Annotated in this window: 27 protein-coding genes and 1 riboswitch; of the genes, 20 read left to right on the forward strand and 7 right to left on the reverse strand. The window is 47.0% G+C overall.

Annotated features, from left to right (window positions below; translation table 11 throughout):
* Positions 1 to 117: 117 nt before the first annotated feature.
* From ACZMB2_RS07835 to ACZMB2_RS07890, 12 genes are all read left to right on the forward strand, one after another.
* Positions 118 to 1,038, forward strand: a complete 921-nt coding sequence (locus ACZMB2_RS07835) for an ABC transporter permease (protein ID WP_487596292.1) — start codon at positions 118 to 120, stop codon at positions 1,036 to 1,038.
* On the forward strand, positions 1,038 to 1,832 hold the full coding sequence (locus tag ACZMB2_RS07840; protein ID WP_308458272.1) for an ABC transporter ATP-binding protein: 795 nt from the start codon (positions 1,038 to 1,040) through the stop codon (positions 1,830 to 1,832). The genes ACZMB2_RS07835 and ACZMB2_RS07840 overlap by 1 nt, the downstream gene beginning before the upstream one ends.
* A 243-nt stretch (positions 1,833 to 2,075) precedes the next feature.
* The gene (gene nifJ, locus ACZMB2_RS07845; RefSeq protein WP_487596293.1) at positions 2,076 to 5,624 is read left to right on the forward strand and encodes a pyruvate:ferredoxin (flavodoxin) oxidoreductase; all 3,549 of its coding nucleotides are present in this window, start codon (positions 2,076 to 2,078) and stop codon (positions 5,622 to 5,624) included.
* 134 nt (positions 5,625 to 5,758) lie between these two features.
* Positions 5,759 to 6,682 carry a nucleotidyltransferase family protein gene (locus ACZMB2_RS07850; RefSeq protein ID WP_487596294.1) on the forward strand — a complete coding sequence of 308 codons (924 nt, stop codon included), beginning with the start codon at positions 5,759 to 5,761 and terminating at the stop codon, positions 6,680 to 6,682.
* A 1-nt stretch (position 6,683) separates the two neighbouring features.
* Positions 6,684 to 7,658 carry a choloylglycine hydrolase gene (bsh, locus tag ACZMB2_RS07855; protein WP_487596295.1) on the forward strand — a complete coding sequence of 325 codons (975 nt, stop codon included), beginning with the start codon at positions 6,684 to 6,686 and terminating at the stop codon, positions 7,656 to 7,658.
* Between the two features lie 80 nt (positions 7,659 to 7,738).
* On the forward strand, positions 7,739 to 9,178 hold the full coding sequence (locus ACZMB2_RS07860; RefSeq protein WP_487596296.1) for a hypothetical protein: 1,440 nt from the start codon (positions 7,739 to 7,741) through the stop codon (positions 9,176 to 9,178).
* A gap of 53 nt (positions 9,179 to 9,231) precedes the next feature.
* A riboswitch (TPP riboswitch) is annotated at positions 9,232 to 9,338 on the forward strand.
* 100 nt (positions 9,339 to 9,438) lie between these two features.
* The gene (gene thiW / locus ACZMB2_RS07865; RefSeq protein ID WP_118769086.1) at positions 9,439 to 9,936 is read left to right on the forward strand and encodes an energy coupling factor transporter S component ThiW; all 498 of its coding nucleotides are present in this window, start codon (positions 9,439 to 9,441) and stop codon (positions 9,934 to 9,936) included.
* 15 nt (positions 9,937 to 9,951) lie between these two features.
* A complete protein-coding gene (gene thiM / locus ACZMB2_RS07870; RefSeq protein ID WP_487596297.1) occupies positions 9,952 to 10,776 on the forward strand; it encodes a hydroxyethylthiazole kinase in 825 nt (274 codons plus the stop codon).
* Complete coding sequence (thiE, locus tag ACZMB2_RS07875; RefSeq protein WP_487596298.1) at positions 10,763 to 11,422, forward strand: thiamine phosphate synthase; 660 nt, start codon at positions 10,763 to 10,765, stop codon at positions 11,420 to 11,422. Before thiM ends, thiE begins: the two co-directional genes overlap by 14 nt.
* Positions 11,415 to 12,065: an HAD family hydrolase gene (locus ACZMB2_RS07880; protein ID WP_487596299.1), complete on the forward strand. Its 651-nt coding sequence runs from the start codon at positions 11,415 to 11,417 to the stop codon at positions 12,063 to 12,065. The genes thiE and ACZMB2_RS07880 overlap by 8 nt, the downstream gene beginning before the upstream one ends.
* Before the next feature lie 15 nt (positions 12,066 to 12,080).
* Positions 12,081 to 12,383 (forward strand): thiamine-binding protein, encoded by a 303-nt coding sequence (locus tag ACZMB2_RS07885; protein WP_118769090.1) that lies wholly within the window; start codon positions 12,081 to 12,083, stop codon positions 12,381 to 12,383.
* A 10-nt stretch (positions 12,384 to 12,393) separates the two neighbouring features.
* Entirely contained in the window at positions 12,394 to 12,960 is a 567-nt protein-coding gene (locus ACZMB2_RS07890; RefSeq protein WP_487596300.1) for a carbonic anhydrase, read from the forward strand.
* 37 nt (positions 12,961 to 12,997) lie between these two features.
* Here the strand turns inward: ACZMB2_RS07890 and bioA are convergent, their stop codons facing one another.
* The 5 genes from bioA to ACZMB2_RS07915 form a co-directional block, all read right to left on the reverse strand.
* The gene (bioA, locus tag ACZMB2_RS07895; RefSeq protein ID WP_487596301.1) at positions 12,998 to 14,185 is read right to left on the reverse strand and encodes an adenosylmethionine--8-amino-7-oxononanoate transaminase; all 1,188 of its coding nucleotides are present in this window, start codon (positions 14,183 to 14,185) and stop codon (positions 12,998 to 13,000) included.
* Positions 14,186 to 14,878, reverse strand: coding sequence for a dethiobiotin synthase (gene bioD / locus ACZMB2_RS07900; protein ID WP_487596302.1), 693 nt, complete (start codon positions 14,876 to 14,878; stop codon positions 14,186 to 14,188).
* Between the two features lie 4 nt (positions 14,879 to 14,882).
* The gene (bioB, locus tag ACZMB2_RS07905; protein ID WP_118769094.1) at positions 14,883 to 15,866 is read right to left on the reverse strand and encodes a biotin synthase BioB; all 984 of its coding nucleotides are present in this window, start codon (positions 15,864 to 15,866) and stop codon (positions 14,883 to 14,885) included.
* Between the two features lie 26 nt (positions 15,867 to 15,892).
* Positions 15,893 to 16,468: a biotin transporter BioY gene (locus ACZMB2_RS07910; protein WP_487596303.1), complete on the reverse strand. Its 576-nt coding sequence runs from the start codon at positions 16,466 to 16,468 to the stop codon at positions 15,893 to 15,895.
* Positions 16,469 to 16,559: 91 nt separating this feature from the next.
* On the reverse strand, positions 16,560 to 17,051 hold the full coding sequence (locus tag ACZMB2_RS07915) for a GNAT family N-acetyltransferase (protein WP_487596304.1): 492 nt from the start codon (positions 17,049 to 17,051) through the stop codon (positions 16,560 to 16,562).
* A gap of 328 nt (positions 17,052 to 17,379) precedes the next feature.
* On the opposite strand from ACZMB2_RS07915, the gene ACZMB2_RS07920 reads away from it, so the two are divergent.
* Positions 17,380 to 18,729 (forward strand): MATE family efflux transporter, encoded by a 1,350-nt coding sequence (locus ACZMB2_RS07920; RefSeq protein WP_487596305.1) that lies wholly within the window; start codon positions 17,380 to 17,382, stop codon positions 18,727 to 18,729.
* The gene (locus ACZMB2_RS07925) at positions 18,722 to 19,549 is read left to right on the forward strand and encodes a MerR family transcriptional regulator (RefSeq protein ID WP_487596306.1); all 828 of its coding nucleotides are present in this window, start codon (positions 18,722 to 18,724) and stop codon (positions 19,547 to 19,549) included. The genes ACZMB2_RS07920 and ACZMB2_RS07925 overlap by 8 nt, the downstream gene beginning before the upstream one ends.
* Positions 19,550 to 19,556: 7 nt before the next feature.
* Here ACZMB2_RS07925 and ACZMB2_RS07930 read toward each other — a convergent pair whose 3' ends face one another.
* A complete protein-coding gene (locus ACZMB2_RS07930) occupies positions 19,557 to 19,727 on the reverse strand; it encodes a hypothetical protein (RefSeq protein ID WP_487596307.1) in 171 nt (56 codons plus the stop codon).
* A gap of 131 nt (positions 19,728 to 19,858) precedes the next feature.
* On the reverse strand, positions 19,859 to 21,454 hold the full coding sequence (hcp, locus tag ACZMB2_RS07935; protein WP_487596308.1) for a hydroxylamine reductase: 1,596 nt from the start codon (positions 21,452 to 21,454) through the stop codon (positions 19,859 to 19,861).
* An 87-nt stretch (positions 21,455 to 21,541) separates the two neighbouring features.
* Here hcp and ACZMB2_RS07940 point away from each other — a divergent pair, with 87 nt between their 5' ends.
* The 6 genes from ACZMB2_RS07940 (at position 21,542) to ACZMB2_RS07965 (ending at position 26,033) form a co-directional block, all read left to right on the forward strand.
* Positions 21,542 to 22,204: a Crp/Fnr family transcriptional regulator gene (locus ACZMB2_RS07940; RefSeq protein WP_487596309.1), complete on the forward strand. Its 663-nt coding sequence runs from the start codon at positions 21,542 to 21,544 to the stop codon at positions 22,202 to 22,204.
* 84 nt (positions 22,205 to 22,288) lie between these two features.
* Positions 22,289 to 23,314: a branched-chain amino acid aminotransferase gene (locus tag ACZMB2_RS07945; RefSeq protein ID WP_118769102.1), complete on the forward strand. Its 1,026-nt coding sequence runs from the start codon at positions 22,289 to 22,291 to the stop codon at positions 23,312 to 23,314.
* A gap of 257 nt (positions 23,315 to 23,571) precedes the next feature.
* Positions 23,572 to 23,667 (forward strand): putative holin-like toxin, encoded by a 96-nt coding sequence (locus ACZMB2_RS07950; RefSeq protein WP_308458250.1) that lies wholly within the window; start codon positions 23,572 to 23,574, stop codon positions 23,665 to 23,667.
* A 365-nt stretch (positions 23,668 to 24,032) separates the two neighbouring features.
* The gene (locus tag ACZMB2_RS07955; protein ID WP_487596310.1) at positions 24,033 to 24,605 is read left to right on the forward strand and encodes a chromate transporter; all 573 of its coding nucleotides are present in this window, start codon (positions 24,033 to 24,035) and stop codon (positions 24,603 to 24,605) included.
* Positions 24,602 to 25,162 carry a chromate transporter gene (locus tag ACZMB2_RS07960; protein ID WP_487596311.1) on the forward strand — a complete coding sequence of 187 codons (561 nt, stop codon included), beginning with the start codon at positions 24,602 to 24,604 and terminating at the stop codon, positions 25,160 to 25,162. The genes ACZMB2_RS07955 and ACZMB2_RS07960 overlap by 4 nt, the downstream gene beginning before the upstream one ends.
* 25 nt (positions 25,163 to 25,187) lie before the next feature.
* Positions 25,188 to 26,033, forward strand: a complete 846-nt coding sequence (locus ACZMB2_RS07965; RefSeq protein ID WP_487596312.1) for a patatin-like phospholipase family protein — start codon at positions 25,188 to 25,190, stop codon at positions 26,031 to 26,033.
* Positions 26,034 to 26,280: the final 247 nt, after the last annotated feature.

Raw genomic sequence — 26,280 nt, forward strand, 5'->3', positions numbered from 1 at the left:
AAACCAAAAAGTTCATACAAATATGACTTACTATGATGGCAGCGAGAAGGGCTATTCCACTCTCGCTGCCGTCGTCGTGAAATAAAAAGCAATAAGAATTACGAGGTGATTGGGAACATGAACATTATGAGTTTACTGAATGCCCTGCCGGGAGCAGTGGCGCAGGGTTTGATCTGGGGAATTATGGCGATTGGTGTCTATATCACCTTCCGTATTCTTGACATCGCAGATCTGACCGTAGACGGCAGCCTTTGTACAGGCGCAGCAGTCTGCATTATGATGATCCAGGGAGGAAGCAATGTATGGGTTGCCCTTCTATGTGCATTTTTAGCCGGTATGCTGGCAGGATTTGCAACCGGACTTTTCCATACCTTTATGGGGATCCCGGCGATTCTGGCCGGAATTCTGACACAGCTTGGACTGTATTCCGTGAATCTGAAAATTATGGGCAAATCCAATCAGGCCATCAATGTTGATAAATTTGATCTGCTGGTATCCCTTCGTTATATTAAGAATGTTGCCATTTATAAAAATACCATTCTGATCGTAGTCGTTCTGATTATACTTCTGGTAGCAGTACTGTACTGGTTTTTTGGTACAGAACTTGGATGTTCCTTACGTGCAACCGGATGTAATGACAAGATGGCAAGAGCACAGGGAATCAACACGGATTTTAACCGGGTACTTGGCCTTATGATCTCTAACGGACTGGTTGCTTTTTCCGGTGCACTGCTGGGACAGTATCAGGGATTCTCCGATATCAACATGGGCCGTGGTGCCATTGTTATCGGACTGGCAGCCGTCATTATCGGTGAGGCTATCTTCGGAAAGATTTTCCGCAACTTCGGATTGAAACTTATCGCAGTAGCCATTGGTTCTATTATTTATTATTTTGTACTTCAGATCGTCATCTGGTTCGGTATCGACACAGATCTTCTGAAGCTTCTGTCTGCACTGGTAGTTGCCATATTCCTGGCAATTCCGACCTGGAAGAGCAGATATTTTTCCAAACCGGTTAGAAAGGGAGGAAACCACTGATGCTGGAACTGAAGAATATTTATAAAACATTTAATGCCGGAACAGTAAATGAAAAACAGGCACTGAAAGGAATTGACCTGACGCTGGAGGATGGTGATTTTGTAACGGTCATCGGAGGAAACGGTGCAGGAAAATCCACCATGCTGAATGCAATTGCAGGTGTATGGCCGGTAGATGAAGGACAGATCATCATTGACGGAAAGGATGTAACCAAACTTCCGGAGCATAAAAGAGCTGCTTTTCTGGGACGTGTGTTCCAGGATCCGATGAATGGAACTGCAGCCACTATGGGAATTGAGGAGAATCTTGCACTGGCACTTCGGCGTGGGCAGTCCAGAACCCTCCGCGCAGGAATCAAAGCCAGTGAGAGAGAAGTGTATAAACGGCTTCTATCAACCCTTGGTCTTGGCCTGGAAGACCGTCTGACTTCTAAAGTTGGGCTTCTCTCAGGAGGACAGAGACAGGCACTGACCCTTTTGATGGCAACCTTAAAGAAACCGAAGCTTCTTCTGCTGGATGAGCATACGGCAGCTCTGGATCCGAAGACAGCAGCAAAAGTACTGGAAACCACCGAGATGATTGTCAACCGTGACCATCTGACTACGCTGATGATCACTCACAACATGAAGGATGCCATTACTCATGGAAACCGTCTGATCATGATGATGGAAGGAAAGATTATTCTTGATATTCGTGGCGAGGAGAAGAAGAAACTGACCGTGGAAGATCTCCTTCACAAATTTGAAGAGGTCAGCGGGGAAGAGTTCACCAATGACAAGGCGATTCTTGGATAACCAGATCATAAAAAAAGAATCGGGAGCCAAAATGGCTTTCCGATTCTTTTTTTACTCAGCAACAGATGAGAGTTTGTCTAAACTAACCAAAAACAAGAGCTTAATGAGAAAAAATTATGGAAAAAATTAAGTATAGAAATGGACAACCTTCGACAGATGTGCTAGAATGAATCCGTATGATAAGAGCTATTTTTACAAAGTAATAAAGAGTCTTATTGATTCAAATAAGGAGGAATAATAAAAATGGCCAGAAAAATGAAAACCATGGATGGAAACCATGCAGCCGCTCATGTATCTTATGCATACTCTGACGTAGCTGCTATCTATCCGATCACCCCGTCATCTGTAATGGCAGAAGCAACTGACGAATGGGCAACTCAGGGAAGAACCAATATCTTCGGACATACCGTACAGGTAACCGAGATGCAGTCTGAGGCAGGTGCAGCAGGTGCTGTACACGGTTCTCTGGCAGCAGGTGCTCTGACTACCACTTTTACCGCTTCTCAGGGTCTTCTTCTGATGATCCCGAACCTGTACAAAGTAGCAGGTGAGAGACTTCCGGGTGTATTTAACGTATCCGCTCGTGCACTGGCAAGCCATGCACTGTCTATCTTCGGAGATCACTCCGACGTATATGCCTGTCGTCAGACCGGAGTAGCAATGCTCTGTGAGTCCAGCGTACAGGAGGTTATGGACCTGACTCCGGTTGCACACTGTGCAGCAATCAAAGGACGTCTGCCGTTCATCAACTTCTTCGACGGATTCCGTACATCTCATGAGATCCAGAAGATCGAGCAGTGGGATTACGAAGATCTGAAAGATATGGTAGATATGGATGCAATCGAGGCTTACAGACAGGACGCTCTGAACCCGAATCATCCGTGCCAGAGAGGTTCCGCTCAGAACCCGGATATCTTCTTCCAGGCTCGTGAGGCATGTAACCCGTACTACGATGCTCTTCCGGCAATCGTACAGGAGTACATGGACAAAGTAAACGCTAAGATCGGTACCGATTACAAGCTGTTCAACTACTACGGTGCTCCGGATGCTGAAAAAGTTATCATCGCTATGGGATCTGTATGTGATACCATCGAGGAGACCATCGATTACCTGACCGCTGCAGGAGAGAAAGTCGGCGTTGTTAAAGTTCGTCTTTACAGACCGTTCTGCGCAGATGCTCTGGTAGAGACTATTCCGGATACTGCAAAACTGATCACTGTACTTGACAGAACTAAAGAGCCGGGTGCTCTTGGCGAGCCGCTGTACCTTGATGTTGTTGCAGCTCTTAAAGGAACCAAATTCAATGATACTCCGGTATTTACCGGCCGTTACGGACTGGGTTCCAAAGACACCACTCCGGCACAGATCGTTGCAGTATATCACAACACCGAGAAGGCTAAATTCACTATCGGTATCGTTGATGATGTAACACATCTGTCTCTGGAAACCGGTGCTCCGCTGGTAACTACTCCGGAAGGAACCATCAACTGCAAGTTCTGGGGTCTTGGCGCAGACGGTACTGTAGGTGCTAACAAGAACTCCATTAAGATTATCGGTGACAACACTGATATGTATGCTCAGGCATATTTTGATTATGACTCCAAAAAATCCGGTGGTGTGACCATGTCTCACCTTCGTTTTGGTAAGAAACCGATCAAATCTACATACCTGATCCACAAAGCTAACTTTGTAGCTTGCCACAATCCGTCCTATGTACGTAAGTACAACATGGTACAGGAGCTGGTAGACGGCGGTACCTTCCTGCTGAACTGCCCGTGGGATATGGAAGGTCTTGAGAAACATCTTCCGGGACAGGTAAAAGCATTCATCGCTAACCACAACATCAAATTCTATGTAATTGATGGTGTTAAGATCGGTATCGAGACTGGTATGGGACCGACCCGTATCAATACCATTCTCCAGTCCGCATTCTTCAAACTGGCTGCAATCATTCCGGAGGAGCAGGCTATCGAACTTATGAAGGCTGCTGCAAAGGCTACTTACGGACGTAAGGGTGATGATGTCGTTGCTAAGAACTGGGCTGCTATCGATGAGGGAGCAAAACAGGTTGTAGAGATCAAAGTTCCGGAAAGCTGGAAGAATGCAGCTGATGAAGGACTTGTAACTACTCATGCAGAGAGCGGAAGACAGGCTGCTGTTGACTTCGTTAACAACATCCAGGCTAAAGTATCTGCTCAGGAAGGTAACTCCCTGCCGGTATCTGCATTCAAGGATTATGTAGATGGAACTACTCCGTCCGGAACTTCTGCATACGAGAAACGTGGTATCGCAGTTAATATCCCGGTATGGAATGCTGAAAACTGTATCCAGTGTAACAGATGTTCTTATGTCTGCCCGCACGCTGCAATTCGTCCGGTTGCTATGACCGAGGCTGAGGCTGCTGCTGCACCGGCTGAGATGAAGACTCTGGCTATGACTGGTATGGCTGATAAGAAGTTTGCAATCGTTGTATCCGCTCTTGACTGTACCGGATGCGGTTCCTGTGCAAACGTATGCCCGGGCAAGAAGGGTGCAAAAGCTCTCGATATGGCAAATATGGAAGCAAATGCAGCTTGCCAGAGCGCATTCGATTATGCTGTTACTCTTCCGGAGAAAGCAGATGTTATCGAGAAATTCAAAGAGGCTACCGTAAAAGGATCTCAGTTCAAGACTCCGCTGCTTGAGTTCTCAGGCGCATGCGCAGGCTGTGGTGAGACTCCGTATGCAAAACTGATCACCCAGCTGTTCGGTGACAGAATGTACATTGCGAACGCAACAGGATGTTCCTCTATCTGGGGTAACTCTTCACCGTCCACTCCGTACACTGTAAACGAGAAGGGTCAGGGACCGGCATGGTCTAACTCCCTGTTCGAGGATGCAGCTGAGTTTGGTTATGGTATGCTGCTTGCTCAGAACGCTATCCGTGGCGGGCTGAAAGCAAAAGTTGAGGATATCGTTGCTAATGGCAAGAATGCAGATGTCAAAGCTGCAGCTCAGGAATGGCTTGATACTTATGGAGTTGGAGCAACCAACGGTGCTGCAACTGATAAGCTGGTAGCTGCTCTGGAAGCTTGCGGATGCGACAAGGGCAAAGAGATCCTTGCACAGAAAGACTTCCTCGCTAAGAAATCCCAGTGGATCTTCGGTGGTGACGGATGGGCTTACGATATCGGATTCGGCGGCGTTGACCATGTACTTGCTTCCGGCAAAGACATCAACGTTATGGTATTCGATACCGAGGTTTACTCCAATACCGGTGGACAGTCTTCCAAAGCTACCCCGACTGGTGCTGTAGCACAGTTCGCAGCTGGTGGTAAAGAGACCAAGAAGAAAGACCTGGCTTCTATCGCAATGAGCTATGGTTATGTATATGTAGCACAGATCTCCATGGGTGCTGATTTCAATCAGTGCGTAAAAGCAATCGCAGAGGCAGAGGCATATCCGGGACCGTCCCTGATCATCGCTTACGCTCCGTGTATCAACCATGGTATCAAGAAAGGTATGAGCAAAGCTCAGACCGAGGAGCAGCTGGCTGTAGAGGCTGGTTACTGGCATTGCTTCCGCTTCAACCCGGCTCTGGCAGCAGAGGGCAAGGATGCATTCGCTCTGGATTCCAAAGCACCGACCGGCGACTTCCAGGCATTCCTGGACGGCGAGGTTCGTTACAACTCTCTGAAGAGAGCAAATCCGGAGAGAGCACAGGCTCTGTTCACCAGATCCGAAGAGGAGTACAAAGCAAGATTTGCTTACCTGAACAAACTGAAAACTCTTTACGGAGCAGATGCAGAGTAATCTGTAGAATCCATAAGAATTTCGAAGAGGTGTACCAAAAGGTACACCTCTTTTTTCGTCAAAAACTTGTAAAATACCGGACTTATGAGTATATTAGTAATAAGTGGAATTTTCGTACAGGAGGAGAGAAAAGCATGAAAAAACCAACATTAGTCATTATGGCGGCAGGAATGGGAAGTCGTTACGGCGGATTGAAACAGATTGACCCCATTGATCCCCAGGGACATATTATTATGGACTATTCTATCTACGATGCAGTACAGGCTGGATTTGGAAAAGTCGTATTTATTATCAAGAAGGAGAATGAAGCAGATTTCCGTGAGAGCATTGGAAACCGTATGGAGAAACGGATTCCGGTGGAGTATGTATTTCAGGATCTTCACAACCTGCCAGAAGGCTTTGAGGTGCCGGAAGGCCGTGTAAAACCATGGGGAACCGGACATGCTGTCCTGTCCTGTCTGCCGGTTGTGGACGGACCTTTTGCAGTGATCAATGCAGACGATTATTATGGACAGGAAGCATTTCAGCTGATTCATGATTTCCTGGTTAATACGAAAGATGGAGAGAAATATCAGTATGCCATGGTAGGTTATCTGCTGAAAAATACACTGACCGAGAATGGTCATGTGGCCAGAGGTGTCTGCGAGACTGACGCACATCAGAAACTGACCGCTATTACAGAAAGAACACGAATTGAGCGCCGTCCGGAAGGACCGGCTTATACTGAGGATGATGGGGCTACCTGGCATGCACTGCCAGAGGATGCACCGGTTTCCATGAATCTGTGGGGATTTTCTGAAAGTATTTTAAAAGAATTAAAAGACCGTTTTCCGAAATTTTTAAAAGAAAGTATCCCGGAGAATCCGCTGAAATGTGAGTATTTCCTGCCCTTTGTGGTAGATGAACTGATTCGCGAGGGAAAAGCAGAGGTCACTGTGCTGAAGTCTCATGACCGCTGGCATGGTGTTACCTACAAAGAGGACAAGCCGGTTGTTATGAAGGCTATGCAGGATCTGAAAGATGCGGGCAAATATCCGCAGAGTCTGTGGGAGGATTAATATGTGTACAGCAGCAACCTATCAGACAAAAGATTTTTATATGGGACGTACTCTGGATTATGAATTTTCTTATGGAGAAGAGATTGCAGTGATGCCGCGGAACTATCCCATTCACTTTCATTATGCAGGTGTGATGGAGCAGCATTATGCAATGATCGGTATGGCACATATGGCGGACGGATATCCGCTTTACTATGATGCAGCCAATGAAAAAGGTCTTGGTATGGCTGGTCTGAATTTTGTGGGAAATGCAGCTTATGCAGAGGAAACAAAAGAGAAAGAGAATGTAGCCCAGTATGAGTTTATCCCCTGGATCCTTTCCAGATGTGCGACTGTGGAAGAGGCAAAAGCAGCACTTGGGAAAATGAATCTGACAGGAATCTCATTCAGTGATCAGCTTCCTTCTGCACAGCTTCACTGGATCATTGCGGATAAAAATGGCTGTATTGTGGTGGAATCTATGAAGGATGGATTCCATGTCTATGATAATCCGGCAGGGGTGCTTACCAACAATCCTCCGTTCCCTCAGCAGATGTTTTTGCTGAATCAGTATAGGAATCTTTCTCCGAAGCAGCCAGAGAATCAGTTTTCCAAAGAGCTGCCGCTTGATATGTACAGCAGAGGCATGGGAGCACTGGGACTTCCGGGAGATTTGTCTTCCACATCCCGCTTTGCAAGAGTGGCATTTACGAGACTTAATTCCAGGTCAGGAGATACAGAGGAAGAGAGCGTCAGCCAGTTTTTCCATATCCTTGGTTCTGTAGACCAGCAGAGAGGCTGCTGCGAAGTGGCGGAAGGAAAGTATGAGATTACGATTTATACTTCCTGCTGCAACACCAGCAAAGGTGTTTACTATTATACCACCTATGAGAATCCGCAGATCACGGCAGTCAGCATGCATGCAGAGGATCTTGAAGGAATGGAAGTGGTCAGTTATCCTATGTTGCAGAAGACAGAGATCCGGTATCAAAATTAAGAAATCTTAAGTGGACAAATACCTCCTGTGTAGTAAAATGAGGATACCAAAATGAAGGTAATTTCATGAAGGAGGATCTTATGAAAAAGAGAATTGCGATTTTATGTGTATTGATGCTTGGAATGTCCATGTTGACAGCATGTGGAAACAATGCAGATCAGACAGCGCAGGATACAGAAAATGCGGGGGATACCACGGAAAATACAGAACCGGAAGAAGCAAAACCGGAAGTGATGGATGATGGTATGACGGAAGCCTACGAAGGGATTATCGACGACTATCGGTCACTGATAGAGGAACAGTGGGATTATGACCAGATCTATGAGCATAATTACAGTAATCTGGCCACTATGGTGTCAGTAGGTTATACGTTATACGATCTTGATCAGGACGGACAGCTGGAATTACTGATTGGTGAAACAGATACGGAAGAACCGGTGAACCGGATGATTCTGGATGCTTATACTATGGACGGAGATGCGGCAAAGCAGCTGTTTACCAGTCAGGAGAGAAACCGATATTATCTGGTGGAAGATGAGGCGGGTGCTGTGATCATTGCCAATGAAGGTTCCAACGGTGCAGCAAGTTCCGGATGGCTGTATTATATCGTAGAAAATGGAGAACTTTCTATTCAGCAGTCGGTCATTTATGACGCAGGAGCAGATGAGCAGAATCCATGGTTTACTTCCGTGGATGATGACTGGGATGTGAGCAATGATACGCCGACGGATGAAGAGACCGCGCAGGCAATGATTGATTCTTATACGGAGCAGTATGCCGTCCTTGACTGGACCCCGCTTATGGACGCTATCGGTACTCCGGCTACGATGGATTCCAATGTGACGAAGCTGGAAGCCAATATTCCGGTGGAGATTGACGGCCAGGAATTTACATTGGTAACATCCGATCCCAAAGAAAATGATGATATGATCAGCGTAACCGCCCAGTATGGCTCTAACAGTTTTGAACTGGATGCAGAGACGCTGGCCGTGGGAGATATCTATGCATTGAAGCTGAATGGACAGTACTATGTGCTGGCGGAAACACGTACCTATAATGATTATGCGACAACCTATCTGGTGAAAATGGATGGGGAAAAGTTCGCGGTTTCCCAGCAGGACGGAAGCATTGAAAAAGTTCCTTCCAATCCGGCAGACGGTATCGAGATTACATCCAAGGTGGATGTGCTGGGCACTTATGGCGGCACCAGAACTTATCATATTGTGGATGACAAACTGACGCCGGATGGAGATACGTATCTTTTCAATCATGCATCGGATGTGAAACTAAGTGTTAAAGGTTCCGTGTCCTGCAGAATAGAAGGCTCCAATGCCACCTTAAATGCAGGAGATGTGATTACCCCGACCAGTTACTCTGAAGACGGTACCTTTGGCTTTGAACTGGAGGATGGAACGGCAGGAAGTCTGACGGTGGACCTTGAGGCAGACGGATTTTATGCAGGAACCATAGGCGGTGTGTCGGAGAATGATCTGTTTGAAGCGCTGCCCTATGCAGGGTAAGAAAAATGAATAGGACTTGCATTTCCTACTGTACAGGGGTAAAATAGACAGCAGAAAGAGAACAGGGGAGCTTGTGTGACAGGCTGAGAGGAAGGAATGACCTTCGACCCTTTAACCTGATACGGATAATGCCGTCGTAGGAAGTCATCGAATATGATTTTACAGGAGGCACCGATACAGGAGCCTCCTTTTTTGTCAGTAAAAAGTCAGGTGTTGGTCATCAGGTTTCCCTTGTTTGAGCAAAAGAGGAGTGAATGAATATGCAGAAAAATGTAACTAAAAAAATGGCACTGACTGCCATGCTGGCCTGTCTGGCCTTCGTCCTGAACACCTTTGTCTATTTCCCGGCCATGGCACCGTTCCAGCACTGCGTGGATGTCATTGCAGCGGTTCTGGTAGGCCCTTGGTATGGATTCGCGGCAGCCCTTTTATGCGGCATTATGAGAATGTTGTCCGGCCGTACCATTCAGGCAGTTACCGGAGCAATCTATGGACCGATTCTGGGAGGCCTGATTTATAAGAAGACGAAAAATATTTATCTGGTATGGATTGGAGAAGTCATCGGAACCGGATTTTTCGGAGCCATGTCTTCTTATCCTTTGATGAAGATGTTCTACGGACTGGATGCCCAGTCCCCGTTTTACTATATTCCGTTCTATACCCCGTCTGCAGTGGTAGGAGCAGCTATGGGTGTGGCAATCCTGGTGATCTTAAAGAAAACGGCTGTGCTTGGACGGATGCAGAATGAGCTGGCGTAAGGAGACAAAGGTTTTATGAACAAGTATGCAGAGGCATTACATCTGGTGCGGGAAAAGGAACCGCTGGTGCAGTGCATTACCAATTTTGTGACGGTCAATGACTGTGCAAATATCATTTTGGCAGCAGGCGGCTCTCCGTCTATGGCGCATGACGTCCGGGAGGCGGCAGAGGCAGCCAGAAATGCCCGGGCACTGGTCTGCAATATGGGAGCCATTGAAGATGCCCCGTCCATGATTCTGGCCGGAAAAGAGATGAACAAGCTTGGTCGTCCGGTTGTTCTGGATCCGGTAGCAGCAGGTGGAACGAGCCTTCGAAGAGAAGTGGCAGCAGAATTGTTAAAAGAAGTGAAGTTCAGCTCCATTCGTGGAAATGCGTCAGAGATCCGTTATCTGGCAGGACAGCAGACCGCCGGAAGTGGTGTGGATGTAAGTGCCCTTGATAAGATTACGGAAGAGAATCTCAAAGAAGCAGCAGAGATGGTGCGGGCACTTGCGGAACGCACGGGAAGTGTCATTGCTGTTTCAGGAAAGCTGGATCTGGTATCCGATGGGAAAGAAACGGCAGTCCTCAGAAATGGATGTGCAACTATGGCGAGGATTACGGGCAGCGGCTGTATGCTGACTTCCATGATCGGCGCATTTTGCGGAGCCATGTCGGAAGACTGCTTTACGGCAACAGTGGCAGCCATGAGCGTGATGGGAATCAGCGGAGAGGTGGCAGAGGCACGCCGTATCAAGAACGGAACAGGCAATGCTACATTCCGGACAGATTTGATTGATGCTGTATTTAATATGACAGAAGAACAATTGGTGGAGGGAATGCAATATGAAATACTCTAAAGAAGAGATCCGGAAATCCATGCTGCTTTATGCAGTAACCGACCGGATGTGGTTAAAGGAAGGCGAAAAACTGACAGATGTATGCAAAAATGTGCTGGAGCATGGGGCAACATTTCTGCAGATCCGGGAGAAAGACCTGGATGAGGGAACCTTTGAGCAGGAAGCAGAGGAACTGAAAGGCCTGTGTGCCCAGTATCATGTGCCTTTTGTGGTAAATGACAGCGTGGAGATTGCCATCGACATTGATGCAGACGGCGTCCATGTGGGCCAGTCCGATATTAAGGGAAGAGATATCCGTGCCATGATCGGTCCGGATAAAATTCTGGGAATTTCCGCCGGAACCGTAGAAGAAGCACAGGCTGCAGAAAAAGCAGGTGCAGACTATATTGGTGTCGGTGCTGTGTTTGGAACCAGTACCAAGAAAAATGCAAGAAATCTTTCCAAAGAAAAGTTAAAAGAGATCAGCAGCTCTGTATCCATTCCGGTGGTAGCCATCGGCGGCATTAACGCTTCCAATGTGGAAGAACTCTCTGGATGTGGCGTGGACGGAGTTGCAGTAGTATCTGCCATTTTTGCAGCGAAGGATCCGGGAGCAGCTACAGAGCATCTGAAAACACTGGCAGCAGAGATGGTGAGCCATGAATAAGCCGTATGCAATTTTTGATATGGACGGAACCCTGGTAGATTCCATGGGATTCTGGAAGCGTCTGGCTTTTGAATATCTGGAAAGCCATGGGGTGAAAAAAGTGTCAGCAGAGATTCTGGAACGTATCAAGCCTATGACGATGACAGAGTCAGCAGCACTTTTTATCAGCGAATATGGTCTTTTGGGAACACCGGAGAGCGTGGCAGCGGATATGAATACCATGATGGATGAACATTACCGGAATGATATCCCGCTGAAACCAGGAGTAAAGGAATATTTAACAAAATTAAAGGCAGCGGGAGTCCGTATGTGCGTGGCATCAGCCACAGCAGAACCGCTCATGAAAGCCTGTCTGGAACGTCTTGATGTTCTTGCTGATTTTGAATTTCTACTCTCCTGCGAGACTGTAGGGGCAGGAAAGAAGCAGCCGGATGTCTATCTGGAATCCATAAGACGGATGGGTGCAAAAGCGGCAGAGACGGCTGTTTATGAAGATGCCATCTATGCGGCAGAGACGGCAAAACGGGCAGGATTTTATGTGGCAGGTGTTCAGGATGAGAGTAACACAGACTGCTGGGAGAAGATGAAACGGCTGGCAGATGAAGTGATAGAAGACTGGAAGTCTGCGGCAGCGGATTTGTAAAAGGAGAAGAAAGATATGACAAGTGTAGCAATTCAGGTACTGCCATCGGCAGAAAATGATCAGGAGCTTTGCAGAATCGTAGATGAGGTAATTGCTTATATTGCAGGCACTGGTCTTCGCTATGAAGTGGGTCCCTTTGAAACCACCATCGAGGGAGATGATTATGACCAGTTGATGGATATTGTCAAGGAATGCCAGCACGTGGCAGTCCGCGCAGGGGCGAAGAAGGTGTCCGCTTACGTAAAAGTGGTATATCGCCCGGAGGGTGAAATCCTTTCTATTGACCAGAAGATCGGCAAATATAAGAAAAACAAATAGGGTTTGAAGTATGCATGCATTTATTATGACCGCCGACAAGGCGCTGAAGAAATTAAAAGAGGGAAATGCAAGATACCTGAATGCGGAGACCAGCCGGGGAAATATTTCCCGTATGCTCCGAAAATATACGCATGAAAATGGACAGCATCCTTATGCGATTATCATTACCTGTTCGGATTCCCGTGTGATTCCGGAGAGTATTTTTTCGGCAGGCCTGGGAGATCTCTTTGTGATTCGTGTGGCGGGAAATGTGATCGATGACCATCAGCTGGGAAGCATCGAGTATGCGGCGGACCATCTGGGAAGCCCGCTTATCGTAGTGCTTGGACATACGTTCTGCGGTGCGGTGGATGCGGCCATCAACCATGACCCGCAGGGATATATCAAATACATTACCGATGAGATTAAGCTGGCCATCGGGGATGAGACGGATGATTTCAAAGCCTGCTGTCTCAATGTGCAGCACAGTATCGATATGATTGAACACAGTCTGGAAATCCATCAGATTGAGGAAGAAGGACTGCGGGTCGTCGGGGCCGTCTATCATATCGAGGATGGAAGGGTAGAATTCCTCTGACAGGAGAAGGGGTACGACATAAAAATGGTTCCGGAGATTATCTCCGGAACCATTTTTTCATGACGTCATAAATCTGTATTAGTTCATCTTCTTTGATGATATAAGGCATCATTGTATACATACAGGTCAGGAACGGACGGCTGAAGACCCCGTGTTCATAGGCGAACTGCTGGAATCCGTCCAGAGTGGCAGGATCATAGACATCCACACAGGTGCAACCACCCATGATGCGGATCTCACGGATTCTGGGATCGGTAAATCCGTCCATTTCCCGGTGGGAGATCTCCGTGATCCGGTGGATTTTGCTCATGTAATCTTCCCGCTCAAAGATCTCAATGCCTTTTAAGGCGACCGCGCAGGCAAGAGGATTTCCCATAAAGGTGGGTCCGTGCATCAGTGCTTTCCGGTCGTCATCACTGTAAAATGCTTCAAAGACTTTATGGTTGGCAACTGTTACGGCATGACCGATATAACCGCCGGTCAGTGCTTTGCCTAAGACCAGAATGTCCGGAAGTATCTCGTCAGCCACAAAACGATAGCCGGTGCGGCCGAATCCGGTGGCTACCTCGTCAAAAATCAGCAGTACATCATATTCTGTACAGAGCTCTCTGGCACGTTTCAGGAATGCAAGATCATACATCCGCATACCTCCTGCACCTTGCAGAAGAGGTTCCACGATAAAGGAATTCAGCTGATCGTGATAATGGACAAAGGCTTCTTCCAGAGCCGCGATCTCAGTGGGAATATGGATGACGCCTTCTTTTTTATCAAAAGCGAAATGATAGTCTTCATCATCACCGACTTCCATGGCTTTAAATGTATCTCCATGGTAAGCATGGGTAAGAGCCAGTACCAGCGGGCGTTTCCGGCCCTGATTGGTATTGTACTGAAGTGCCATTTTCAGGGAAACTTCCACAGCTACACTGCCGGAATCAGAGAAGAAGCAGTAGTCAAGATCACCGGGGAGGAAGTTTTCCAGTTTATCAGAGAGCTTCTGTACCGGATCATGGGTCAGACCACCCAGCATGACATGGCAGAAGTGATCAGCCTGTTCTTTGATGGCGGCAGTCAGTTCCGGATGTTTGTAACCGTGGATCATGCACCACCAGGAAGAAACAGAATCAATGAGCTTCTGATCCTCTGTATAGAGATAGACTCCGTCTGCATCCACGATTTTGTAAGGTTCCCGCATGGTTTTCATTTGTTCATAAGGATACCAGATCATTTATTTCACCTCGTCATAAAGCGCACAGAGTGCGTCGATATTCATATCAAGTTCCGTGTCACCGTCCTGCACCTTTGCCAGTGTCGGCAGTCCTGTCATATGTTCGCACATGAAAATATTGTCGTCCTCCATCACATCGCCCGGATGGTAATGATTGAAAATAATTCCTTTCAGCGGCAATCCGTGGGTTTTCATGTATTCTGCGGTCAGTACTACGCTGTTGATGGTGCCAAGTCCGGCATCTGCTATGAGAATACTGGAAAGATGGAGCTCTTTCACCACATCTTCCAACTGAATTCTCGCCTCGTCAAAGCAGATGGGGCAGAGAATGCCACCGCTTCCTTCTACCGTTACATAGTCGTAGACTGCTGTTACATCTGCAAATCCATGCGTTACTACATCCATCACCACCGGATTTCCCTCCAGGCGGGATGCCAGGTGCGGAGAATAAGCATGCTCATAGACATAGGGACACATGGAAGTAAGAGACTGATCGATGCCGCTCATGGTCTGAACTGCCAGGGCGTCTCCTGGGATTAAGGTACCGTCAGGACGTCTGTCATTACCGCTCATGGCTGCTTTATAATAGGCAGGATTTTTTTGGGCTTCCTGAAGCTTTTTAACAATCAGACCGGTAACATACGTTTTCCCGGTATCTGTGCCGGTACCGGTGACAAAAAGTGCTTTGCTCATGGCATTATGCCTCCTTCCAGTAGTCCGGAGTTACATCACGGCCCAGATCTGTCAGCATCTGACGGTCGCTCCGGATCGTGGCACAGGCAACCGTGGTCAGCATATTTCCGGTAATAGTAGCAGATGCTCCAGCCTGAAAGGCTTTTTCTCCATCGTTGGTCAGAAGTGCACGTCCGGCAGCCAGACGAATATTGGCGTCCGGATTGATGTAGCGGAAGAAAGCAATGGTTCTCAGGATATCCTCTTCGGAAAGTTCCTTAAGATGTTCGAGAGGTGTCCCAGGAATGGGCATCAGAGCATTGATGGGAATGGAATCAATTCCCAGTTCAGCCAGACTGACAGCCATGTCGAGACGGTCTTCCCAAGTCTCGCCCATGCCGATGATACCTCCGGAACAGGCACACATGCCTTCTGCTTTTACTTTTTTCAGAGTCTCAATTTTCATGTCATAGGTATGGGTAGTGCAGATATTTGGGAAATTTCTCCGGGAGGTCTCGATGTTATGGTGATAGCTGGTCACGCCTGCTTCGTGGAGACGGTGCAGCTGCTCAGCAGAGAGAAATCCCATGGAAGCACAAAGGTCAATCTTACATTCCCGGTGCATGGTCTCATATGCGTGGATGGCTTTATCAAATTCTTTTCCAGTCAGTGCTTTTCCGGCGGTGACAATGGAGAAGCGGTTCACACCTTCAGATTCATTGAGTTTGCAGAGCTCCACGATTTTTTCTTCCGGCAGAAAATCGTAGATTTCACAGTTGGTATGATGATGTGCGGACTGGGCACAGTATTTACAGTCTTCCGGGCAGCGTCCGCTTCGTCCGTTGATGATGGAACAAAGATCCACCTTATCACCGATGCGCGCTTCGCGGATCTGGTCTGCTCCTTTACAAAGATCGTCGAGATCGCAGGTAAGGAAGAAGGAAAGATCATCTTCTCTGGTCAGTCTTCTCCCGTCAATAATTTCTTTTGCAAGTGCAAGTACATCCATGTTGTGTCTCCTCGTAGATTCAGGTTTTATAATTTTGCAGTTGTTTTTGCCGGGTACAGAGCGTGAAGGCCGATGACCGGACGCACCCGTTTGGCAATGACAGCTCCTAAGATACTTAAAGCGATATCTCCCGGTACAGCCAGCAGGAAGCAATAGAGAAACAGCGGCCATACGCCGATTGGAGTGTTGATCACATAATTACAGATAAAGTAGTAATATATCATGCCGAAGGCATAGACTACCATCAGTCCGGCAAGATTTGCGAAAAGATAACGAAGGATCGTCTTTTTCTTCATATGCTCAGCAATCCATCCGGTAACGAAGGTACCGACTACAAAGCCGATGATATAACCGAAGCTTGGTTTCAATACATACCAGAGACCGCCGCCTTCGGTAAAGATAGGAAGTCCTGCAAGACCAAGCACCATGTAAGCGAAAACCGACAGGGAACCAAGGCGTGCGCCCAGGAGCAGTCCAGCCAGCATGGTAAAGAGATATTGTAACGTAAAGGGAACCACCGGGACAGGAATTTTAATAAAAGCGCCCACGGCAATGAGTGCGGTAAAGAGTCCGCAGTAGATGATAGATTTTGTCTTTGTCATTTGTAAACCTCCGTAATCACTATGGTTCACAATTATAAAAGCGGGAAAACAAATTGTCAACTAAAAATAATTAGGAGGTTAACAAATGAGCTTATAACTCATGATAATAGGGACAAATATACTCATAATGACCGTCTTTCATACGGAAACCACCGGGAATGACGCCCAGCTGGATAAAGCCAAGACGTTCATAGAGATGTCTCGCGTGAATATTGCTGGCAACAACAGCATTAAACTGCAGGATGCGGAAGCCATGGAGTTTTCCCTGAATAAGACAGTCGGAGACCAGTTTCTCTCCGATATGAAGTCCCCTTGCCTGGGAGCTGACTGCATAGCTGGCATTGCAGATATGACCGCACCGGCCGATATTATTAGGATGAAGAATGTAAAGTCCCAGAACATTTCCAGTGTCCGTATCCTCTGCTACAGCAGTGTATGTCTGCTCAGCAAAAAATGCTTTGCCGGTTTCCGCATTCAGAAAATCTTCCTGGGGGAAAGCAACGCCGTCCTCCACGACCTCGTTCCAGATCTGATTCATAGAAGGAAGATCTGTGTTCTGATATGCTCTGATGATAATATTCATGATGGTATCCCTCCGAATTGTAGGTGATAGTTCCGTGCAGCCCTTTCGGAAGAGACAGGCTGTGAGCGGAACCGCTCGCGCTAAGTCCTCGATCCAGCGGTACTAACATTCGAACATCGCAGAGCGCTCGTTCTCATGAAGTACCGGGACTGCGGACGTTCCTTTCGCAGCCTGTCACTTCCATCGGGTCTGCACACCGACAAACTATAGTCGTATTATAAAACCACGAAAAAAATTTGCCAAGTGCTTGCTGTAAGAAAAGATTGACCTTACAATAGTTATAAGGTTTAAGATAAAGGGCAGTTCAGGAAAAGGAGTTACGAAAGAAATGGAAAAAAATCTGACTTCAGGAAGTGTTTTTCAGAATATTGTGTGGTTCTCCCTGCCGTATCTGTTGTCGTATTTTCTGCAGACATTGTACGGCATGGCGGATCTTTTTATTATTGGACAGTTTGAGGGAGTAGCCGGAACGACGGCAGTCTCTATAGGAAGTCAGGTCATGCATATGATTACGGTTATGATCGTAGGACTTGCCATGGGATCGACGGTGAGCATTGCTCAGGCAGTAGGAGCAAACAATAAAAAGCAGGCGTCCCTGTCGGTGGGAAATACGGTCACATTGTTTATGGGATTATCTGTGGTGCTGTCAGCAGTGCTGCTTTTATTTGTGCGTCCCATTGTGACAGTCATGTCCACACCGGAGGAGGCAGTGAGCGGAACGGTGCTTTATCTGACCATCTGTTTTCTGGGGATTCCTTTTATTACAGCCTATAACATCATCAGTTCTATCTTTCGGGGACTGGGAGATTCCAGAAGTCCCATGTACTTTATCGCAGTAGCCTGTGTGGCAAATATTGTACTGGATTATCTCTTTATCGGTTATTTTCATCTGGGGCCGGCAGGTGCGGCCCTGGGTACCACGCTTGCCCAGGCAGTCAGTGTGGTCATTGCGTTACTTGCTATTTCCAGACAGAAATCTGGTATTACGCTTTGCAAAAATGATTTTCGCCCCAGAAAATCGGTTATGGGACAGCTTCTGCAGATCGGTGTTCCGGTAGCGCTGCAGGACGGATTTATTCAGATTGCTTTTATTGTTATCACCATTATCGCCAACCGGCGTGGATTAAGCGCGGCGGCTGCAGTAGGAATTGTGGAAAAAATGATCAGCTTCCTCTTCCTGGTGCCGTCCTCTATGTTGTCTACCGTATCGGCACTCTGCGCCCAGAACATTGGTGCAGGCAAAGAGGACAGGGCAAGAGAGACCCTTCGCTATGCTATCATGATTGCGGCAGGATTTGGTATTCTGGTATCCATTCTTATTCAATTCATTGCAGAACCGGCAGTGGGGCTCTTTACTACAGATGCCACGGTTCGGATGATGGGTGGACAGTATATCCGGGGGTATATTTTTGACTGTATTTTTGCGGGCATTCATTTCAGCTTCAGCGGATATTTCTGTGCCTGCGGGCGGTCAGAATTTTCCTTCCTCCACAATATCATTGCCATCCTGCTGGTGAGAATTCCGGGAGTGTACCTCACATCCAAGCTCTTTCCGGCTACATTGCTGCCAATGGGAATAGCCACAGCCTGTGGGTCACTGCTGTCGGTAGGTATCTGCGTGATCGTCTATCTGTGGCTTCGGAAACATGGAATAGAGAGGAAAAAAGTTCATGGATGATAAGAAATTATTCCGGATCAGTGATGTGGCAAAGATGTTCCAGGTGAGCGCGGGAACGCTCCGCCATTATGATCAGGCGGGACTTCTTCACCCGGAATACACAGACCCGGAGACGGGATACCGCTATTACAGCGCTCGGCAGTTCGAGGTGCTGAACACAATCCGGTATTTGCGGGCACTTGATCTGCCTCTTGATGAAATTGCGGAATTTCTTCATAACCGGGATATTGATGTCATTGAGGAAAAGCTGGAACGGCAGAAAGAACTCATTGCCCGGAAAAAGCGGGAACTGGAGATTATCGAGCGGAAGATTGATCACCGGATTCAGCAGATCCGGGATGCCAGCCAGTCAGAGCTTGACGTGATCCGGAAAATCAGGCTTCCGGGATGCCGCATGGTGCGGATGCAGGATTCTCTGCGTCCCAAATCCTATCTTGATCTGGAATTTTCAATTCGACAGCTGCAGAAAGACCAACCGGAGACAAGTGTATTTTTGGGAAAAGTGGGAATTGGAATCACCCTGGAACATCTTCTGGAAGGAAAATTTGATACCTACGATCTGGTATTCTTAATTTTAGATGAGGAAGACAGCTATCAGGGGACAACAGAAGAACTGCAGGAGCAGATGTATGTGACTATCCGTTTCTGCGGCGGACACACAGAAGCGCCTGATTATTACCGGAAAATTCTCACTTACATCAGGGCAGAACATCTGACGATCACAGGTTTTTCTCAGGAAATCACCATGATAGATGATGGCATCACCAGCAATCCTGAGAAGTTTGTGACGGAGATCCGGATTCCAGTAGGAAACAGATAAGAAAACTTTATTTTTGTGTCAGCCAAAGATTGCGTGCAGCCTGCAGTTTATCAGGGGTGCATTCCGTGAGGCGGAGAATGTCGGCATCAGAAAGACCGAGTTTTAGTGCGTTGATAATAAATTCTTGTTCCTCTTTTAGTTTATTTAGTACTGATGGTTCTAAAAATTTATCTGCCATGAGATAGAGTACAGATTCCATATGTGACCGATCTTCTATGGAAATACGTATAAATTAATAGTAACATATGGTTAATAAAAATACAACGTAAAAACTGCCCTGATGGTTTCAGGGCAGTTTTTTTTTTCATTTTATTTCAACAGCTCTTTCAGATCTTCTTCCGGGGTGGTGATCGGTGCGATTCCAAAATTCTCTACCAGGTAATTCAGAACATTGGGAGAGAGGAATGCCGGAAGGGAAGGGCCGAGGCGGATGTTTTTGATCCCTAAGTGGAGCAGGGTGAGCAGGATGCAGACGGCTTTCTGCTCATACCAGGACAGTACCATGGACAGGGGCAGTTCGTTGACATCGCATCCGAAGGCTTCGGAGAGTGCCACAGCTACTTTGATAGCGCCGTAGGCATCGTTACACTGGCCCATATCCATGATGCGGGGGAGACCGCCGATGGTTCCAAGATCCAGATCGTTAAAACGATATTTCCCACAGGCCAGGGTAAGGATGATGGTATCAGCAGGTGTCTGCTTTACAAAATCCGTATAGTAATTACGTCCCGGGCGGGTACCGTCGCAGCCAGCTACCAGGAAGAAGTGACGGATAGCACCGCTCTTTACGGCATCGATTACCTGATCAGCTACACTGAGCACGGTTCCATGGGAGAATCCGGTCATGACAGTAGAGCCGCCGTTGATTCCGGTAAATGCCTGATCTTCGGTATATCCACCGAGTTCCAGTGCTTTTTCAATCACCGGAGTGAAATCTTTTTCTTCATCAATGTGGACGGTTCCTGGGAAAGCAACTTCTCCGGTGGTGAAGACACGGTCCGCATAGGATGCCTTCGGCGGCATCAGGCAGTTGGTGGTGAAGAGAATCGGTGCCGGGAGGGAAGCAAATTCTTTCTGCTGATTCTGCCATGCGGTTCCGAAGTTTCCCTTCAGATGCGCATATTTTTTCAATTCCGGATAACCATGGGCAGGGAGCATTTCACCGTGCGTATAGATGTTAACTCCTTTTCCTTCTGTCTGCTTAAGCAGCAGCTGCAGATCTTTTAAGTCATGTCCGGTGACAACGATAAATGGACCTTTTTCCACAGCCAACGGAACTGTGGTGGGAACTGGTGTGCCATAGGATTCGGTATTGGCTTTATCAAGCAGTTCCATGCACAGTAAGTTGTATTTCCCAACTTCCATGACAATGGGAAGGAGCAGTTCCATATCCCAGTCCTCGCCGAGGGCAAACAGCGCTTTACTGAAGAATTGATTTACTTCGGCATTCTCATATCCAAGTACCATGGCATGGTAAGCATAGGCGGCCATTCCGCGAATACCGAATAAAATCAGGGATTTCAGGGAACGGATATCTTCATCAGCCTCCCAGATCCGCATCATGTCATAATCATCATTGTGACCGCAGGAAGACATGCAGCTGCCGCAGCCAGGAACCAGTTCTGCTTTTGCTTCATGTACCCGAGCTAGCAGCACTTTTAATGCATCATCGTCAAAATTCACATTGGTAAGAGTAGCAAAAAGACTTTCAATCATTACCTTTTCAATAGGCTGTCCCTCTGGAAGAGTGCCGTTTGCCGCATGAGCAAGACCGATCAATGCACCTGTCAGCTGATCCTGAATCTGAGCAGTCTGAGCAGATTTTCCACAGACGCCGGCCTTTCCGGTACATCCGCTGCATCCAGCGGTCTGCTCACATTGAAAACAAAACATATTTGTATCCATAAGAAATTCTCCTTTTTTTTGATTTGATGAGTGGAGTATACTATAGTGTGAACAACAAATCGGTTGAAAATACAACGAGGTAAGAAAATGAAAGAAATGTTATCCGTTTTGCGGACATCAGGAATTTTTTCCGGAATTTCTGAGGAAGAGACAGAAAAAATGCTTCATTGCCTGGAAGTGCGTCCGGAAACTTTTCAAAAAGACGAATATATTTTGCGGGCAGGAGATCGGGTAGAAGCTTTTGGAGTGGTAATCACAGGAAAAGTGATGATCATTCAGGAAGATTTCTGGGGAAACCGGAATATTCTTGCTGCAGTGGGAGCGGGACATTGTTTTGCAGAAACCTTTGCCTGCTCCCCGGGTGCTGTACTGAATGTAAGTGTCATGGCACAGACCAATGTGCAGGTGCTTTTTTTGAGTGTAAAGAGGATTCTTACTACCTGTCCATCCACCTGCAGTCATCACAGCCGGATGATCCGCAATCTGTTATCTGAATTGGCCGAGAAAAATCTGCGCCTGAACGAAAAAATTACCCACCTTGGACAGCGAAGCCGCCGGGCAAAGATTTTATCCTACCTTTCTGCAGAAGCACAACGCCATGGCAGTGCGGAATTTGACATCGCATTTTCACGCCAGCAGCTGGCAGATTATCTGTCTGTGGATCGGAGCGGACTTTCCATGGAACTGAGCCGGATGCAGGAAGAGGGATTATTGGAATATCGGAAGAATCATTTTGTACTGAAATCTTGACACTGGTTTTTGAAAAGCGTATCATAAAGCAAGGTAAGTCATCGCAGACATCATCTATATACATAGGAAAGGAAGTAAAGTGTGATGGAAAAGAAAAACATTGACTGGGGCAACCTTGGTTTTGGATATATGCCAACCGATAAGAGATTTGTTGCCAACTATAAAAATGGAGCATGGGATGAAGGTGCTCTGATTGACGATCCAATGATTACCATGAGTGAATGTGCCTGTGTACTTCAGTATGCACAGACCTGCTTTGAGGGAATTAAAGCTTATACAACCGAGCAGGGTAAAATCGTTACCTTCCGCCCGGATCTGAACGCAAAACGTATGGCAGATTCTGAGAGAAGACTGCAGATGCCGGTATTTCCGGAAGATCGTTTTGTACAGGCAGTTGTAGATGTTGTAAAAGCAAATGCAGCATATGTACCGCCTTATGGAAGCGGAGCAACGCTGTATATTCGTCCGTATATGTTCGGTATTGATTCTGTTATTGGTGTGAAACCGGCAACTGAGTATCAGTTCCGTATCTTTACTACTCCGGTAGGTCCGTACTTCAAAGGCGGAGCAAAACCGATCACCATCCGCGTATCTGATGTGGACCGTGCAGCACCTCATGGAACCGGCGATATCAAGGCTGGTCTGAACTACGCAATGAGCCTTTACAATATCGTAGATGCTCACAACAAAGGATTTGATGAGAATATGTACCTTGATCCGGCTACCAGAACTTATGTTGAGGAGACCGGTGGTGCCAACTTCATCTTTGTAACCAAAGACAATAAAGTCGTAACTCCGAAGTCCAACAGTATCTTACCGTCTGTTACCCGTCGTTCTCTGATGGTAGTAGCAAAAGATTATCTGGGACTGGAAGTAGAAGAGCGTCCGGTTGCAAAAGAAGAGCTGAAAGATTTCGCAGAGGCTGGTCTGTGCGGAACTGCAGCAGTTATCTCCCCGATCGGAAAGATCGTAGACCACGGAACCGAGATCTGCCTGCCGAGCGGTATGGAAGAGATGGGACCGGTTACCAAGAAACTTTATGATACTCTGACCGGAATCCAGATGGGCCGCATCGAGGCACCGGAAGGCTGGATCAAAGAGATTATGTAATTTTGTGACTATTCAGAGCCATGCAAAACTGCGTTTTGCGAATGGGGTTCTGAATAGTTACGTAATTTTAACCGAAATGTTAAAAACTGCCATTATGCGGGAAAATTCCTGTGTAATGGCAGTTTTTTGTGAAGATAAAATTGTACGTTATGTAATATTATGATATACTATTTGCATGAGAAGCAAATGTACATAAATATTGCTAGGTTAGATTAGGTGGAAGCCTCCCATACTTGAAAAGAGGGGAGGTGGTGCGAATGGATACATATGAAGTATTAAGCCTGTTGTTTTTGGGCGGTTCATTTCTGCTTGCGCTGCTTGCCTACATAGATAGGATTAACAAGCGAAAATAAATAAGCCACCTACGTCTTGACCGGACAGGTGACTTATTTTATCAACCTTGGAGGCAACCACAATGTGTGCAGTTGCTTCTCTTTATTTGTATTATAATATGAGTTACTTAAACTTTCAAGCGTCCCTTGCAAAAATCTTTATTTATGAGATAATATACGTTGCAGTTTACAGGTGATTATGTGGATGAAAGTGACAGCCTGTGAAAGGAACGTCCGCAGTCCCGGTACTTCATGAGAACGAGCGGCAGCGATGTTTGAATGTTAGTACCGCTGGATCGAGGACTTAGCGCGAGCGGTTCCGCTCACAGGCTGTCACTTTCATCCGCTTAGCCACAATATCTATAAAGAAACAGTAGGAGCATATTATGAAAGAAAAGAACAACGGCCATCTGCTGCGTTCTCTGTTTTTATCAACATTTTATTTGAGTGCCTTCACCTTCGGAGGCGGCTATGTGATTGTGACATTGATGAAACAGAAGTTTGTGGATGAGCTTCACTGGATAGATGAGGATGAAATGCTGGATTTGGTAGCTATTGCCCAGTCAGCACCGGGGGCCATTGCGGTGAATGGAGCCATTGTGGTGGGCTACAAGCTGGCCGGAGTGACGGGACTTCTGACGGCAGTGCTGGGGACGGTGCTTCCGCCGTTTTTAATTCTGTCGGTGATCTCAGTCTGCTATGAAGCATTTCGTTCCATGACACTGATTGCCCTCATGCTGGAAGGCATGCAGGCAGGTGTGGGAGCTGTTATCGCATCCGTAGTCTGGGATATGGGAAGCGGCATTACAAAGGAAAAGGACATGGTCAGTATACTGGTCATGATTGCTGCATTTGCCGTTTCCATGATTTTTAACATTAACGTGATCTTTATCATTCTGGCAGCGGGAATTTTAGGATTTGTCAGAACCATGCTGCGAAGAAGGAGGGGGCAGGTATGATTTATTTACGTTTATTTTTAAGCTTTCTCCAGATCGGGGCATTCAGCTTCGGAGGCGGCTATGCAGCCCTTCCCCTCATTCGTCATCAGGTGGTGGAGGCAAATGGCTGGCTTCAGTTGTCGGAATTTACGGATCTCATTACCATTTCCCAGATGACACCTGGTCCCATTGCCGTCAATTCAGCTACATTCGTAGGGTTAAAAGTGGCAGGAATTCCGGGAGCAGTGATATGTACGCTGGGATGTGTGCTTCCGTCCTGTATTCTGGTATCATTGATTGCAAAGTTATATCTCAAATATCGTTCTATGGATCTGCTGCAGGGCGTGTTAAAAGGTCTTCGTCCGGCAGTCGTGGCGCTCATTGCGTCTGCAGGTGTGGATATCATGGTGTCTGCGTTGAACATCGGTGGACAAGGCAGAATAAAACTGCAGATGGCAGTGATTTTTGCTATTTGTCTGGTATTGCTCAGGAAGAAATGGAACCCCATTCTGGTAATGGTACTGGCAGGTGTCATGCAGGTGATTTACGGATATATAATGATGTTGATGGGAATATAGACAGATAGTAAGGAGGAGTCAGAGTATGAAAACAGGACTGGTACTGGAAGGCGGTGCCATGCGAGGCATCTATACGGCAGGCGTGCTGGATGCATTTCTGGAGCAGGACATCAAAGTGGATGGCGTGATCGGCGTATCCGCAGGTGCGGTTCATGGATGCTCTTATGTATCCGGACAGCACGGGCGCAGCATCCGTTATTATTTGAAATATATGAAAGATCCCCGGTTTATGAGTTTCCGGTCACTTCTGAAGACGGGTAATCTGGTAGAGACAGAGTTCTGCTATCATGAACTTCCGGATAAGCTGGATATCTTTGACCGGAAGGCTTTTGAAGAGTCACCGATCACCTTTTATGTGACCTGTACCAATGTGGAGACTGGAAAAGCAGAATATATCCGTATGGACAACATGGATGAGATTGATTATATGCGGGCATCTGCTTCTATGCCGCTGGTGTCCCAGATTGTGGAAGTGGGCGGCATGAAGCTTCTGGATGGCGGTGTGGCAGACAGCGTGCCTCTCGATGCGTTCCGAAAACTTGGCTATGAGAAAAATATCGTGGTACTGACCCGGCAGAAAGGCTATCGGAAGAAACCCTCTTCCATGGCATTGGCAGGAAGAATTTACCGGAAGTATCCGGCTTTTGTGGAAGCTATGAAGGAGCGTTATCAACATTATAATGATACGATGGATGAGATTGACCGCCTGGAAGAGGTGGGGGAGATTCTGGTCATCCGGCCAAGCTGTGATCCGGACATTGGACGAATGGACAAACGTCCGGAGAAAGTTATGAGTGTCTATCAGTTGGGATATGCGGACGCACAGGCAAAGATAGAAGCGGTTCGAGAGTTTTTGACAGGGAGTTTTTAAAGCTACAGTTCCTAGATATGAATTGGGCAGTTGGAAGTGATAGTCTGCGAAAGGAACGTCCGCAGTCCCGGTACTTACTGAGAACAAGTCAAAGACGATGTTCGAAGCTTAGTACCGCTGGATCGAGGACTTAGCGCGAGCGGTTCCGCTCGCAGACTATCACTTCCAACTGACTGATTTAGACTTGTGAACTGCAACTCTTTAGAAAATTTCATAATTTTTTCATTGTTTTTTCACGACCTTCGTT

The sequence above is a fragment of the Hominiventricola sp. genome, assembly GCF_057604405.1.